This is a genomic window from Belliella calami (genome assembly GCF_022549695.1).
In the GTDB taxonomy this organism is placed as follows: domain Bacteria; phylum Bacteroidota; class Bacteroidia; order Cytophagales; family Cyclobacteriaceae; genus Belliella; species Belliella calami.
The window spans coordinates 208,576-223,082 of record NZ_JAKZGS010000002.1 but is presented as its reverse complement, the minus strand read 5'-3'; the positions used below and the strand labels follow the sequence as shown (position 1 = coordinate 223,082).

Annotated in this window: 13 protein-coding genes; 8 read left to right on the top strand and 5 right to left on the bottom strand. The window is 35.8% G+C overall.

Features of this window, described 5'->3' with window-relative positions; translation table 11 throughout:
* Position 1 precedes the first annotated feature (1 nt).
* From MM236_RS03255 to MM236_RS03235, 5 genes are all read left to right on the top strand, one after another.
* Entirely contained in the window at positions 2 to 1,297 is a 1,296-nt protein-coding gene (locus MM236_RS03255; protein ID WP_241273496.1) for a TRAP transporter large permease, read from the top strand.
* Between the two features lie 389 nt (positions 1,298 to 1,686).
* Complete coding sequence (locus tag MM236_RS03250; RefSeq protein ID WP_241273495.1) at positions 1,687 to 2,094, top strand: hypothetical protein; 408 nt, start codon at positions 1,687 to 1,689, stop codon at positions 2,092 to 2,094.
* A 33-nt stretch (positions 2,095 to 2,127) separates the two neighbouring features.
* Positions 2,128 to 3,033: a DUF1684 domain-containing protein gene (locus tag MM236_RS03245; RefSeq protein WP_241273494.1), complete on the top strand. Its 906-nt coding sequence runs from the start codon at positions 2,128 to 2,130 to the stop codon at positions 3,031 to 3,033.
* A 236-nt stretch (positions 3,034 to 3,269) separates the two neighbouring features.
* Entirely contained in the window at positions 3,270 to 4,229 is a 960-nt protein-coding gene (locus tag MM236_RS03240) for a hypothetical protein (RefSeq protein WP_241273493.1), read from the top strand.
* Positions 4,216 to 4,911 carry an ABC transporter ATP-binding protein gene (locus MM236_RS03235; RefSeq protein WP_241273492.1) on the top strand — a complete coding sequence of 232 codons (696 nt, stop codon included), beginning with the start codon at positions 4,216 to 4,218 and terminating at the stop codon, positions 4,909 to 4,911. The genes MM236_RS03240 and MM236_RS03235 overlap by 14 nt, the downstream gene beginning before the upstream one ends.
* Positions 4,912 to 5,000: 89 nt before the next feature.
* On the opposite strand, the gene MM236_RS03230 is transcribed toward MM236_RS03235, so the two are convergent.
* From MM236_RS03230 to MM236_RS03210, 5 genes are all read right to left on the bottom strand, one after another.
* On the bottom strand, positions 5,001 to 5,225 hold the full coding sequence (locus tag MM236_RS03230) for a hypothetical protein (protein WP_241273491.1): 225 nt from the start codon (positions 5,223 to 5,225) through the stop codon (positions 5,001 to 5,003).
* 124 nt (positions 5,226 to 5,349) lie between these two features.
* The gene (locus tag MM236_RS03225; protein WP_014773536.1) at positions 5,350 to 5,784 is read right to left on the bottom strand and encodes a hypothetical protein; all 435 of its coding nucleotides are present in this window, start codon (positions 5,782 to 5,784) and stop codon (positions 5,350 to 5,352) included.
* Between the two features lie 220 nt (positions 5,785 to 6,004).
* Positions 6,005 to 7,192 carry a class I SAM-dependent rRNA methyltransferase gene (locus tag MM236_RS03220; protein ID WP_241273490.1) on the bottom strand — a complete coding sequence of 396 codons (1,188 nt, stop codon included), beginning with the start codon at positions 7,190 to 7,192 and terminating at the stop codon, positions 6,005 to 6,007.
* Positions 7,185 to 8,573: a high affinity choline transporter 1 gene (locus MM236_RS03215; protein WP_241273489.1), complete on the bottom strand. Its 1,389-nt coding sequence runs from the start codon at positions 8,571 to 8,573 to the stop codon at positions 7,185 to 7,187. Before MM236_RS03215 ends, MM236_RS03220 begins: the two co-directional genes overlap by 8 nt.
* 325 nt (positions 8,574 to 8,898) lie before the next feature.
* Positions 8,899 to 10,512: an ABC-F family ATP-binding cassette domain-containing protein gene (locus tag MM236_RS03210; RefSeq protein WP_241273488.1), complete on the bottom strand. Its 1,614-nt coding sequence runs from the start codon at positions 10,510 to 10,512 to the stop codon at positions 8,899 to 8,901.
* A 169-nt stretch (positions 10,513 to 10,681) separates the two neighbouring features.
* Between MM236_RS03210 and MM236_RS03205 the strand changes: the two genes are divergently transcribed.
* The 3 genes from MM236_RS03205 to MM236_RS03195 all read left to right on the top strand — a co-directional run.
* The gene (locus tag MM236_RS03205; protein WP_241273487.1) at positions 10,682 to 11,905 is read left to right on the top strand and encodes a helix-turn-helix domain-containing protein; all 1,224 of its coding nucleotides are present in this window, start codon (positions 10,682 to 10,684) and stop codon (positions 11,903 to 11,905) included.
* Positions 11,906 to 11,983: 78 nt separating this feature from the next.
* Positions 11,984 to 13,363: an MATE family efflux transporter gene (locus MM236_RS03200; RefSeq protein WP_241273486.1), complete on the top strand. Its 1,380-nt coding sequence runs from the start codon at positions 11,984 to 11,986 to the stop codon at positions 13,361 to 13,363.
* Positions 13,364 to 13,702: 339 nt separating this feature from the next.
* Positions 13,703 to 14,507, top strand: an 805-nt coding sequence (locus MM236_RS03195; RefSeq protein WP_500793349.1) for a phage tail-like protein, incomplete at its 3' end; no start/stop codon positions are given.

Sequence of the window (14,507 nt, the reverse complement as noted above, 5' to 3'; positions counted from 1 at the left end):
GATGGAGTATATAAGTATAATAATTCTTGTATTGACATTTGTCACATTGATGGCCATCGGAATGCCTGTCGCATGGAGTTTGGGTTTGTCAAGTCTTGTGACATTGATGGTTTCGGTGGCTGCTGGTCCATCAGCTACTACCATAGCCCAGAGAATGGGCACAGGGTTGGATAGTTTCTCCTTATTGGCTATCCCATTTTTTGTCTTGGCAGGTGAAATCATGAATCGGGGAGGAATTGCCAACCGATTGATTGAGTTGGCCAAAGCCATTACAGGAAGGCTTCCAGGAGGCTTGCTTTATGTAAACGTAATTGCGGCCATGTTATTTGGTGCAATAGCTGGTTCTGCAGCGGCAGCAGCTTCTGCCATTGGTGGGATTTTGGGAAAAAGAATGGAGAATGAAGGTTATCCAAAAGAATTGGGTGCAGCTGTAAATATTACAGCTTCGACGACAGGATTGATCATTCCTCCTTCCAACATTTTGATAGTTTACTCTTTGGCATCCGGTGGTGTTTCGATTGCTGCACTTTTTGTGGCGGGATATGTCCCAGGCATTTTCATTGGTTTATTGTTGATGTTGACAGCTGCAATCTTTGTAAAAAGAAAAAATCTTCCAGGAGGTCAAGCGACTACATTAAAAGAATTGACGAGCAAGTTTCTTAGAGCGCTTCCTAGCTTGATGCTATTGGTCGTAGTGATGGGAGGAATTGTAGGCGGTATTTTTACTGCCACTGAAGCCTCTGCTATTGCAGTGATTTACACTTTGGCGCTTTCATTTTTCTATAGAGAATTGAAATGGAAAGAACTTCCTTCAATCTTGCTTAAATCTTCTGAGACTACAGCAGTTGTGATGCTTTTGATAGCTACATCGATGAGTATGTCTTGGGTAATGTCAAGTGAAGACATTCCCCAGTCGATTTCAGAATCCTTGTTGTCTATCAGTGATAATATCTTCGTGATTCTTCTACTGATCAACATCTTACTTTTATTTGTTGGGATATTCATGGACATGACTCCGGCGGTATTGATTTTTACACCGATATTCTTGCCAATAGTTACAGCTTTGGGAATAGATCCAGTGCATTTTGGAATCATCATGATTTTGAATCTTTGTATTGGTTTGTGTACCCCACCTGTAGGCTCGGTGCTCTTTATAGGAGTGGGTGTCGCCCAGACCAGTATCGAGAAAGTCGTCAAACCTTTGATTCCTTTCTTTATAGCGATGATATTGGGATTGATCGTGATTACTTTATGGCCTGGTTTGACTTTATGGCTTCCAAGGTTATTTGGATTATAAGATTGTAATTGTTGAATTAATGGTTAATAAATGAAATAAGAGGCTGGCCGGTGGTCAGCCTTTTTTTCAGTTTACAATGGATAATCGTTATTTACCTCACTTTTGAGAGCCTTGGTGTAGCGCACATGAGTTATTTGTTGATTAGTTATCAGTGCATTAATTGATTTAAAAAGTATCTTTTATCAATTATTTTCGGATCTAAACTAAATCAGGCATTTATTTAGTAAGTGGCAAATTTCCGTATATCCATGTTCTTTTTTTGTAACCTGTGATTCTCTAGCAAATCCGTTCAATCTCTGTTCTATATTTTCTTAAGATTTTGGATAAGTATTTTCTTATATTGCATAGATAGTTCAGAAAAACACCTTCCTTTGATCAATGTAAAGCCTATGAAAATTTATGACAAGCATTCTCACAAGCTAATGATGATCGTTTTTGGATCTCAAATATTTTTGGGAGTTTCTGGTTTGATTAAAAATCACCCTGATTTTTTTTCTTATTTTCTTATTTTACTTAGTTTATTGGGAATTGGATTTACACTCTACAAGAAAAAATTCCCGTATGTAGAAATTGAAAATGGAGAAGTTATTATGTATGGACTAATAAAAAAGAAGTTGAAGCTGAATGAAATTATTTCCATGGAGAAAATTGATAACATACTGTATTTAAAATCATCAGACTCAAAGTTGAAAATCAGAAGGACAATGTTAGATACATTGGAAGTTCGGAAGTTTGAGGATTTTATAAAGAATGAAATTTCTGGTCGGGAATTTCAAGAGGGGGGAAGTCATCAATAAATTTATCATCAATTTTAGCAATTCAATTCATCTATGAAGCAGTACTTATCAGGTTTATTTATATTGACTTTCATTATTTCTTCTTGTCAAAAAGAAAAGGAATTGCACTATCCAATTTCTGAAGAAGCGCATTTGGAGGAAATAGAAAACTGGTATAATAATCGGATAGAATCTCTGAAATCAGAAAATGGTTGGTTGAACTTGATTGGCTTGTATTGGTTTGAGCAAGATACCAACAGGCTAGGAACTGAAGAAGGCTTTGAATTATTGGTAGATGGAGAGGGTTTTCCTTTGTTTTTTGGGACATTTGAGAGAGTAGCTGAGCAAGTGTATTTTGATCCTGAGATAGAAGGAATTCAGATTGGAGATGAATCAATTTCAGAAAAATCCTTGGTTTTTGATCCTGAGATGAATTTCTCACCTACTATTTCATACAATCAATTTCGAGTAAATGTATTGCAAAGATCGGACTTGATCGGGTTGAGGTTGAGAGACCTTGAGTCAGAAACGATTCGTGATTTTCATGGAATTGATAGATTTCCAGTTGATAAAGAATGGAGATTTGAGGCAAAATTCATCCCTTATGAACCTGCCAAAGAGATTCCAATTTCCAATGTGTTGGGACAAACTTATGCTGCCAAATCAGTAGGGTATTTAAGCTTTGGGTTTGAAGGTAGGGTATATAATATTGATGCTTTGGAAGAAGGAGATCAATTGTTTTTGATCTTTGCTGACGGCACAAGTGGTGCTGAGACATACGGGGGTGGACGCTATCTCTATACCCAGAAGGCCGATGAAAATGGCATTGTGATTTTGGACTTCAATAAAGCTTATAACCCACCTTGTGTTTTCACTCCTTTTGCTACCTGTCCATTGCCACCGCGTCAGAATATTTTGGAGCTTGCGATAGAGGCAGGGGAGAGGAATTGGGGGAAATAAAATGTAGGCTCGCAAAGGTTTGCTGAGGTGCAGAACCTGTCCCGCAGAATTGCGGGAGAAAGCTACGAGGAATTAGAGTTGGACGAAGAGCTTTATTTAAGTATGTATTAAGGCATGAACTAGTTTTGTATAGTCTTTATTATCAGTTTTATTTATTTTGAGCAAAACGAATAAATCCAACTAAATTCATAAAGGTCGTAAGTGCTATAGGTTAAATATTTTTGTATATTAGTTCTTTGTTTTTTGAAGTTAGATTAATTATTGCAATGATTGAATATTTCAAAATTGAATTATTTTCAATTTCTAGAAAATTTAGAGAAATGAGAATTAACCCAATTTTTGGATTTCTCTTTTCAACCTTAGTTTTCATATTTGCATCATATTCTAATTTTACGCATTTTTATTTTCCTCAATATATTTATTTAGCATCTCTGATTTTTACTTTACAATCAAGAGTGAATTTTGAAAAATCATCTTTTCTTGAGATGATTTATGGTACAAGTAAAAATTTTAAGATTAGATTGATAGAAAATGGCTTGATATGTCTACCATTTTTTATTGGGTTAGTTTACCAAGGATATTATCTTGAGTCATTTTTTGTTTTAATTATTCCATTTATATATGCATTTTTTAGATTTGAACTTTTTAGGATAAAAAAAAGCTCAACACCTTATTTTAAATATCCTTTTGAGTTTCAGATAGGATTTAGAAAATATATTCTGGTATTGATTTCTCTTTATCTATCTGTTTTAGTTATTGATTATTCTTGGCTATATGAGTTTAGCATTATTTCTTTTTTGGGAATGTTTGCTTTGATATCGACATTCTATTCATCAAATATAGAGGATTCAAGTTATTTGAGAATTGAAGTTAGATCAGTTCAGGATTTTCTATTTAAGAAAGTTTTGGAATCTTTATTTTTGACATTGTCATTGGTGCTTCCAATGTTTTTGATTATTACTTTGAAACTTGGATTGAACATTGAATTTATAGTTTTTTTGATATTGGGGATGTTATTTATAGGTTTGGTTGTCTTGGCAAAATATGCTTCTTATCCTCAAGAGATTGGTATCGTGCAAGGTACTATAGTGGCAATTTCTGTTATATTCTTCCCAATTTCATTAATTACATTTCCAATCTTTTATTATAAGGCTATTTTAAATATTAAGCACCTTTTTCATTATGATCATTCTTAAAAATGTGTGTAAAAAATTTGGGGGAAAAGTTGTTCTCAACAATATTTCTTGGTCTTTCAAAGAAAGAATGATCCACGGAATCATTGGTAGAAATGGTGCTGGGAAGTCAACATTTATCAAATGTTTGGTTGGTATAGAGAAATATGAAGGGCTAATCTCAATTCCTAAAAATTTTGATAAGAGAAGAATAGCTTATTTACCTACTGAGCCATTCTTTTTTAAAAGAATCACTGGTCGTGAATACTTGAAATTTATTTCGAATTCAAGAAAATCAATAAGACAAGATTTTGATGAAGTAAACCTTTTTGAATTACCACTAGATATCTACATAGATAGCTATTCAACAGGAATGAAGAAAAAACTAGCATTCACTTCTTTATTAATGGATGAATTTCAAATTTATTTTTTAGATGAACCATTCAATGGAGTAGATATGGAAGGAAGATTATTAATTCAAGAAATTTTGAAAAAACTTAATGAATTAGGTAAAACAGTTTTTATTTCCTCTCATATTGTGACCTATTTATCAGAAGTTTGTCAGGAAATTCATTATTTGAATAATGGCATATTTGAAGAAACAATTCATAAAGAGAACTTCAAAGAGTTTCAAGAAAATTGGAATAGTCAAACAATAAATGCTCAAATTAGTAAGTTGAATTTCGGACCATTTAAAGAAAAATAGATTTTTTTAAGGGACAATTTTTTTTCCCAATTTTAAGTTTTGAAACAATTGAAGAATTATTAATGAAATAATCTATTTTGAACTTAAATTCATAACTCATTTCCATCTTCTATTGTATAAATATCTTCCTCTTCTTCTTTTAAAAAATCAAATGCAGGATTATTAGAGACAACTTTTAACCAATCATTTTCATCATTCAACTCTTCTTCCATTAGAATCAAAACTTTCACATTTTTATCAGCCTCTTTCAAACCCAAATCTAATTTGAGGTGACCTTTCTTATTTGTTTTTGACTTTATTTCTATAGCTTTCATTATAGTTTTAATTTATTCTAGTCAAATTAACGATTTTTTCGGATAATGTTTTGACAACGACAGAAATAAAAAAACACCCAAACAGATCTGCTTGGGTGTTCTAAATTAATTTTTGTTCAGAGAATTAACCTAACCAACTTGACCAAGGGATTCTGCTTAGGATCAATACCAAACCAATACCATAAGCCATATAGATAGCCCTGAATCTAGCCTTGCTGTCTGTCATTTTCTTCGCTTTCGAATAACCTATTGTGATGACCACGATAGCGATGATGTTGATCACTGGGTGTTCCAATGCTGTTAACCTTGCAACTCTATCTCCCATAGCTCCACCACCTGTCAATAAGGAGAAACCAATTGGGCTGACGAAATAAAGAATCAAGCCCACCAAAAGTTGAACGTGTGAAAGGATAAAACCAATCAAAGCAATTTTTCTGTGTTTTTCTGTGAATACTTTTCCACTCAATGCTCCAATAAGAGCAATGATCATGATAATAGCCAATGCTGCCAATACCAAATAGGCAAGTCCCGAATGCGCGTGTTGTAGTCCTGTGTACATTATAATTTTAGATTTATGATTGTAGATTTTAGTATTATAAGATTTGAAGATTGTAAGATTGTTGGAAATGCTTGTCCGCCGTGGCGGATTATAAGGTTTTAAAGTTGGAATGTTTTAAGTTTGGTTAATGCATGATATTGGAATAATTCGATTTTTAAACCTTCGGGGTTTTGAGAACCCCAAAGGTCTGTCTCATATCTCACGTCTTATGTCTCATATCTCATTCAACGTACACCACCAATCCTTTCAAGTACTCCGTTTCTTGATGGAAGATATTGATTGGGTGGTCGGATGGTTGGGAAAGATAGTGAAGGATTCTGATATTTCTACCACTTTCTAGGGCGGCAGCGGTGATTGTGTTTGCAAAAAGTTGTTTATCAACTACCTGCGAACAAGAAAATGTAAACAAAATTCCACCACTTTTGATATGTTTAAATGCTTCTGCATTCAATCTCTTGTAGCCTTGCACTGCATTGTGCCTCGATTTTATGTTTTTGGCAAACGCAGGTGGATCCAATACGATCACATCATAATCTTGCTCAATCTCTTTGATGTATTTCACTACATCAGCTACGATAGATTGATGTTTTCCCTGAAATTCAGCCGCATTGAGTGCTACATTTTTATCTGTCAACTCAATCGCTTTGGCCGAAATATCTATTGAATGCACTTCTTTTGCACCAGCTTTCAATGCAGAAACCGAAAATCCACCACTGTAGCAAAATGTATTCAAGACTTTCTTCCCTGCACTGTATTTCCCAAAAAGATGCCTATTTTCTCTTTGATCTACGAAAAAGCCAGTTTTTTGACCTTTTTCCCAGTCAATTTCATAGACACAGCCATATTCTTTTACCAAATTTGTCTTCGGTTCTCCATAGATCAATTTATTTTCGACATCCGAAATGTTTTTTGGTAAAGTCTCAGCTGATTTGTCATATACTGCATTAAGGCTTTCGCCATATACTTCCTGTAGCGCTTGGGAAATCTCTTCCACATGCTGATGCATGCCAATAGAATGTGCCTGAATGACTGCCGTACCATTGTAGAAATCTATGATCAATCCCGGTAATCCATCTCCTTCGCCATGGATCAATCTGTACACATTGGTTTCTTCGCTGTCGGTAAGCCCGATGCTACGTCTGACTTCAAAAGCAGATTGGATTTTCTTTTTCCAAAAAACACCATCAATCGGTTGTTCTTCAAAAGAAATCGTACGCACCATAATGGAGCCATTTTGGAAGTGTCCTATTCCCAAAAAGACTTCTTTGGCACTGAAAATTTGTACCAATTGACCGTTTTTCAAGTCAGTATCTCTTGTGGCAATAGCTCCAGAAAAGATCCAATGATGCTTTCTGAGGATGGAGATTTCTTTATTTTTCGCTAATATGATTTTCGGATAATCAAGCATTGATTTTTTGTTTTTTAGGGAAAATATAGGTTCCCAGTATCATTGATAAAGCACTTACTAATAGTGCAGGAATGTGAGGATAAATTGGCATTTCGATGTTTACGAAAATCAAATAAGCAATCATCCCAAAGATAATAGACATCAAAGCACCCATTTCTGAGGCTTTTTTCCAATACAATCCGGCAGTCAAAGGTACAAATAAACTCACCAACATGAGTATGGAAGCTTCTGCTACAAGTTCATAAATATTTGTTTTCCATTGTGCCATTATGGTCGCTATTACAGCTACAAAAATGATATTGAATCTCAAAATCCATAGAAAATTTTTATCACGAAGTCTGTGTCCAAAGTAGGGACGGATTAGATTTTCTGAAATGATAGCTGCAGGTGCCAATAATCCAGAGCTAGTCGTGCTCATAATTGCAGAAATCAAAGCACCAAAAAATAGAATCTGAACATGCATTCCTCCATGCCGAAGTACCATTTCGGGAAGTAGTAATTGTTTGTTTTCCAGATAGATCTCTGGATAGAGGAATTTTGCTCCCAAAGCGATAAATAGTGGAAGTAAACCAATAGTGACATAAAATCCTCCCGCCAAGTAAGTAGATCGGATGGCGACTTTTTCCGATTTGGCAGACATCACCCGTTGGTAAATATCCTGACTAGGGATACTTCCCAATCCCAAAATCATCCAAGCACCAAGGTAATTGATCCAAGAAATAGGGTTGGCATCGGGAAAAAACTGAAAGCTAACTTCTGGAGCAGACTCTAATATTGGCATTACTCCACCGGCTTGCTTGGAAACCATCACTGCCACCCACACCAGACCTACCACAATCAAAGTCGTCTGAATAAAATCTGTAATTGATATGGCCCACATTCCTCCCAAAAATGTATAAAAAACAACAATCCCAGCACTGAGGATGATGGCATTGGAGATGGAGATATCTGCGATGCTATTGAAAATCAATGCTAAAGCAACCAATTGAGCGGCGACATAGCCAAAATAGGCTGGAATCATAAATACAGATGAGAAGAATTCTACCTTCTTACCGAAGATGCGTTTGTAAACATCTCCGATGGTGAGCACATTCATTCTGTACATTGGCCTGAGATAAAATACACCGAACAGCACCAGACAAAGTGCTCCTCCAAAAGGATCTTCGATGACCCCTTGAAGGCCTGAATCCAAGTACTCTGAAGAAGCTCCAAAGATCGTCTCTGAACCAAACCATGTAGCAAATAGGGCAGAGGCAGACAAAAAAAGCGGCAGCTGCCTGCCCGCCAAAACAAAGTCATTAGAATTTTTGACCAGTTTCGAGGACCAAGCACCCACCGCTACAGTGATGATTAGATATATGATGATCGCTGAGAGTAGCAATTTTTAGACGTAAGACATTAGATACAAGAAGCAAGATACAAGAAAATGGACCTTTGAGGTTTTAAAAACCTCGAAGGTCTGTTAAGTATTATCGAAAACGTGTAATCATCTTTAGTACGAGTTAGAAGTAAATTTAATATTGCTGAGTCATATCGAATTTACCTCACCATAGGGAGACAAAGTGAGATATCTTCCCGCAATTCTGCGGGACAGGCTCCTCGCAGTAGATATGACATTCCCAAGAACCTTCAAACCTTCAAACTTTCAAACCTTACAATACCTCCCCAATCAATCTTCCAATCTTTCAATTTTCAATCTGCAATTCTCAAGAATACATCTCCGCTCTCAACGCCTTAATTTCTTCGCTTTCCAGGTAATCGTCAAAAGGCATTCTTCTGTCGATTGTTCCTTTTGGGGTGAATTCGATAATCCTGTTGGCCGAAGATTGTACAAAGGCATGATCATAAGAAGTCATCAAAACTGTACCATTGAAATCAATAATGGCATTATTGAATGCTGTGATGGATTCCAAATCCAAGTGATTGGTAGGTTCGTCCATTACCAAAAGATTTGGGTTTTGGAGCATCATTTTGGAAACCATACAACGCACTTTTTCTCCTCCGGAAAGTACTGAACATTTTTTCAAGGACTCTTCGCCTGTGAATAGCATTCTTCCTAAGAATGTTCTCACATGCGCTTCTTCTTGATTTGCTGAATATTGTCTCAACCAATCGATCAAACTCAATTCTGATTGGAAGAATTTGGAGTTGTCATTTGGCAAATAGGCTTTGTTGATCGTAACACCCCACTTGAAAGTTCCTTTTTGGGTTGGGATTTCTTCCATGATGGTTTGGAAAAATTTAGTTACAGCTTGTTTTGTTTTGGAGATAAAAGCTATTTTGTCCCCTTTGTCAACCATAAGGTTTACATCGGTGAAATACACTGCATTTTCATCCTTCAATTCCAAGCTTTCAGTCATGAAAACCTGATCACCAGCTTCTCTTTCTGGTTTGAAAATGATTCCAGGGTATTTTCTTGTAGATGGTTGTATATCATCCACATTGAGTTTCTCCAACATTTTCTTTCTTGCAGTTGCTTGCTTGGATTTTGCAACGTTGGCAGAGAATCGCATGATGAATTCCTGCAATTCTTTTCTTTTCTCTTCAGTTTTCTTGTTCTGATCAGACTTCTGCTTGGCAGCAAGTTGTGAAGATTCGTACCAGAATGTATAGTTACCTGAGTATATTTTGATCTTGCTGAAGTCAATATCAACAATATGAGTTGAAACTGCATCCAAAAAATGTCTATCATGGGAAACCACAATTACCAGGTTTTTGAAATTCACCAAGAAGTCTTCAAGCCAGTTGATCGTATCTGCATCCAAATCATTGGTAGGTTCATCGAGGATCAGGATATCTGGGTTACCGAAAAGGGCTTGCGCGAGTAACACCCTTACTTTTTGGTTACCTGCCAATTCCTTCATCTGCATATAATGCATATCTTCAGAAATCCCAAGACCTGACAGCATAGAAGCTGCATCAGATTCGGCATTCCATCCGTCCATTTCTGCAAACTCAGCTTCAAGTTCAGATGCTCTAATTCCATCAGCTTCGGAGAAATCTTCTTTCAAATAGATAGCGTCCTTCTCGGAAAGGATTTCATAAAGTTTCTTATGCCCCATGATTACGGCTTTCAGAACTTCTACTTCATCAAATTCAAAGTGGTTTTGCTTCAAGACAGCCATTCTTTGTCCTGGAGTGACATTGACAATACCTGAGGTACTATCTATCTCACCAGAAAGAATTTTTAGGAATGTGGATTTTCCCGCGCCATTTGCTCCGATCACACCATAACAGTTGCCAGGTGTAAACTTGAGGTTAACGTCTTCAAAGAGAGTTCTTTTACCAAACTTGAGGGATAAGTTATCTACTGAAATCATGGATTGCTATTTTTTGAAGGTGCAAAGATAAGGATTTCTTATAAAAGAGTAAGTGATTAGCGATTTAAACCCCAATCTTATTTTTCCCAAAATTTTCTTATTTATTATGTATTTGTGTTACTTTTTTATGGATATGAAAGTATCTTTACGAGTTCACCCATCATGCCTTATGAAATTTAGTTTACTATTGATTATAGTGCTACTTACGCTTGCGAATTTAAATAGTGTGTACATAATTTTCAAAAATGGAAAATATGGATTGAACAACAAACTGCTTGGCTTTTCTCTATTTTTCTACAATTTGATTCTCTTGGTTTATTTCTCTTGGTTTGAAGCAGGTTACATTCTTGAAGTACCCCATTTGATCAGAAGTGTGAGTCCATTGATGTATTTATCAGCTCCGCTTTTTTTCTTCTATGTCAGGAATACTATAGATGGCACCCAAGGTTTGAGAAAATTTGATTGGCTACATTTTTTGCCAGCATTTATCCATTTGATCGATTTGATACCCTTTTATTTGGAGTCTTCAGCTTTCAAATATGCACTTGTGGAAAAAATTGTAGAACAGCCTAATTTAATAAATCAATTGGCAAATGGGCTTATTCCCATGAGTTTTCATTATCCTTTTAGAACCATACTGCAGCTTGGATATTTTGTTTTCACGGTTTTCATTGTATATAAAAATGGGATATTCAACGCTAAGAAATACCCAAGGCTTACGAGGAATTGGTTGATGGTTTTGCTGATTTTAATGGGAATAATTGTTTTTTCACATTTTGGCTATTCCACTATTGAAATGTTGATTAGATATGAGATTCTAAATTATACCTCTATGGGGGTGTTCTTTTTTTCAAGACTGGCACTTTTCGTGATTTTACTATTGAATTTTTACATTATGTTCAAAACTGATTTTATCTCAACTGATTTACAGATTTCGGAAGTAAGGAAAAATGAAAGTAAGATTCAAATACATTTATTGGAGAAGAAAAATCCAATTTACGAAAGTGAGAACGTGAACCTTTTAGATGAATTGGAGTCTGATTATTTGTCTATCAAAAACAGAATCGAACACTTGCTGCACAATGAACAAGTGTTTTTAATTAAAGGAATTAACCTCCCTGAGTTTTCCAAAAGAATTGGGATCCCTTCCAAGACTATTTCCGCCGTTATCAATAGATATTTTGGGAAAAGATTCAATGAACTCATCAATTCATACAGAGTCCAATTTGCCAAAGAAAAAATTGAAGATGGATATTTGGATGATTACACGATTGATAGTTTGAGTGAGAATGTTGGGTTTAATTCACGTGTTACTTTTTTCAACGCTTTCAAAAAAGAAACAGGAAGCAGTCCTAATGAATACTGGAAGAATTTTCAGAATGGGAATTTATGATTGTGCGGTAGAATTTTATTTATGAGTTTCATTAATTCTGAACTTTAATTTATCTTTCCCTTTATTTAGGAAACTTTTATGAATTTTCGACTAATTAAGGAAGCTCTTTTGGGAAAAGAGCATGATTTTACAAGATTAGGCATCAAATCCAGTATCGTACTTCTATCAATTCCAATGATTTTGGAAATGTTGATGGAATCACTTTTTGCTGTTGTAGATATTTTCTTTGTTGGGAAATTGGGCGATTATGCCGTGGCTACAATTGGACTTACTGAAGCAGTAATTGTATTGGTTTATGCAATAGGGATGGGGATTGGGATGGCAGCCACAGCGATGGTTTCGAGAAGAGTTGGTGAAAAGGATCTTAAAGAAGCAGGAAGTGCTGCATTTCAACTATTGGCATTTGGTGGATTCATCTCTATTGTCCTTGGAGTATTGGGCTGGTTTTTTGCCGAAAATCTTTTGATTTTGATGGGTGCAGAGGCTGAGGTTTTGGAGCAAGGATTGATGTATGCCAAAATCATCTTGGTCGGAAATACATCAATTATGTTGCTGTTTTTATTGAATGGTGCATTTAGGGGAGCAGGTCAGCCTCATCTTGCCATGAAAGCACTTTGGATTTCAAATGGACTCAATATAATTTTGGACCCAATTTTTATTTTTGGCTTGGGAAGTTTTGAAGGGTTTGGATTGACAGGTGCAGCGATCGCTACGACATTGGGCAGAAGTATAGGGGTAATATACCAATTGTATCATTTGTTCAATGGCAAGCATCCGTTGAAGATCACTAAGGAAAATTTGGGAATTGACATAGACGTGATCAAAAGGATTGTGAAAGTTTCTGTTGGTGGAATGGGTCAATTTTTAATAGATTCAGTTGGCTGGATTGCTTTGACAAGGATGACAGCTGAATTTGGCAGCACAGCTTTGGCTGGTTTCACGATAGCATTTAGGATTTTGATGTTTTCGATGATGCCTGCTTGGGGTCTCGCAGGAGCGGCGGCTACTTTGGTAGGTCAGAATATTGGAGCCAAGAAGTTTATGCGTGCGGAGATTTCTGTAGCTTTGACAGCAAAGTACAACATGATTTTTATGGCGATAGTTACAGTTTGCTATTTGTTTTTTGGAAAATGGCTGGCTGGGATTTTTTCGAATTCTGATGAAGTTATAACCATTGCAGCAGAAGGTCTAAAAATAATTGTGCTTGGCTATGTTTTTTTTGGAGTGGGTATGGTCATGGTCAATGCCTTCAATGGAGCTGGTGATACCAAAACTCCCGCCCTTATTAATATTGTAGTACTTTTTGTTTTGGAGATTCCTTTAGCATATTTTCTTGCATTCTATTTGGATATGAAATTGACAGGATTGTTTATCGCTATCGCAGTCTGCCACTCTTTGCATGCCGTGATATCTGTTATGATTTTTAGAAAAGGGAGATGGAAAAAAGTCAATTTGTAGGTTGAAAATACAGGTTCAAATGCCAAATAGCATGAAGTAAATAAGGCTGTTTTTCTATTTTTTCTCAAAATAGCATTGGTTGAATTTTTTCTCAAAACTTTTATTTTTCGATGGTTGAATTTTCGACTAATAATTTATGCATTTCACTTTAGGAGAAATGAACTTCTCTGACAGTATGTTTCAATATCGGTATTTGAAACATGGAAAAGTTGAATAAAAGATAGGAATTGGTGTCTTTTACGTTTAAATGTAATCTGATTTCTCATTGGGAATGGAAGGATAGTTACGTTTAAAAAGATTCAACCCTTGCCAACTCACCATCAAATTTCTCAAATTTATATGAATAAAAATCTACTCTTGCTTATCTTCTTTTTTTTCGCTCATTACTTGACTTATGCACAAGTTGGGATAGGAACTGAAGATCCACATGTATCGGCAGCTTTAGAAATAGAATCAACCAATAAGGGCATACTGATTCCACGAATGACTTCCATTCAAAAGGAATCGATCCAAAATCCAGCAATTGCTTTGCTTGTTTTTCAAGTAGATGAAACTAAAGGATTTTATTATTGGGATGGAAACTCTTGGGAATTGTTGAAAAATTTGATGCAAAAAAACGCTGACTGGAGTGCGACTGATGGGGAGTCAGAGATTTTGAATAAACCAAAAATTGCCAAAGTTGGACTTTCAGGCGAATTCAGTGATTTGGAGAATATTCCTGAGATAGTATTCGCATCAGATACCGCAAAAATGTTGATGCCTTATTTGACTTTGTCTAGGGTTCAACCATTTCTTGATTCCAAAATAGACTTTTTAACATTTGAAAAAGAAATAGAAAAATCGAATCAGGCAATAACCACAAACGCAAATAAGATCACAGCAAATAGCGAAGACATCAGTGATTTGAATACGGAAGTTGGGCAAAACAAAACAGCGATTTCTGCAAATGCAGGAGATATTGCGACTTTGAATACTGCAGTTTCGGCAAACACCACTGATATTCAAACCAACATAGATAAGATCACAGCAAATAGCGAAGACATCAGTGATTTGAATACGGAAGTTGGGCAAAACAAAACAGCGATTTCTGCAAATGCAGGAGATATTGCGACTTTGAATACTGCAGTTTCGGCAAACACCACTG